Source organism: Streptomyces mutomycini, from assembly GCF_001700505.1.
In the GTDB taxonomy this organism is placed as follows: domain Bacteria; phylum Actinomycetota; class Actinomycetes; order Streptomycetales; family Streptomycetaceae; genus Streptomyces; species Streptomyces mutomycini.
The window spans coordinates 1-512 of the sequence record NZ_MAPV01000367.1 but is presented as its reverse complement, the minus strand read 5'-3'; the positions used below and the strand labels follow the sequence as shown (position 1 = coordinate 512).

At 68.4% G+C, this 512-nt stretch carries 1 protein-coding gene; it reads right to left on the bottom strand.

The window, feature by feature from the left end; all coding sequences use genetic code 11:
- Window positions 1–31: 31 nt before the first annotated feature.
- On the bottom strand, window positions 32–512 hold a 481-nt coding region (locus BFF76_RS30490; RefSeq protein WP_079122536.1), incomplete at its 5' end, for a SigE family RNA polymerase sigma factor.

Genomic DNA, 512 nt, shown 5'->3' with positions numbered 1-512 from the left:
CGTGTCCCCCGTTCCCCGTTCCCCGTAGACCTCAGGCCACCAGCTCGCCGAAGGACTCCTCCTCGTCACGGCCGAAGCTGAGGACCTCGTCCTCGCGCAGCCGGCGGAGCGACCGCCAGATGCTCGACTTCACCGTGCCGACACTGATGTCGAGGATGGACGCGATCTCGGGGTCCGTGCGGCCCTCGTAGTAGCGGAGCACCAGCATCGTGCGCTGGAGTTCCGGCAGCCTTGCGAGAGCCTGCCAGAGCACCGCCCGCAGTTCGGTGCCCCGCATCGCGTCCGTGTCGCTGACCGTCTCCGGCAGCTCCTCGGTCGGGTATTCGTTGAGCTTGCGCCTGCGCCACGCGCTGATGTGCAGGTTGGTCATGGTGCGGCGGAGGTATCCGCCGACCGCAGCCTTGTCGCTGATCCTGTCCCACGCCCGGTACGTCGAGAAGAGGGCGCTCTGCAGCAGGTCCTCGGCCTCGAACCGGTCGCCGGTCAGGTGGTAGGCGGTCGCGTACAGGGAG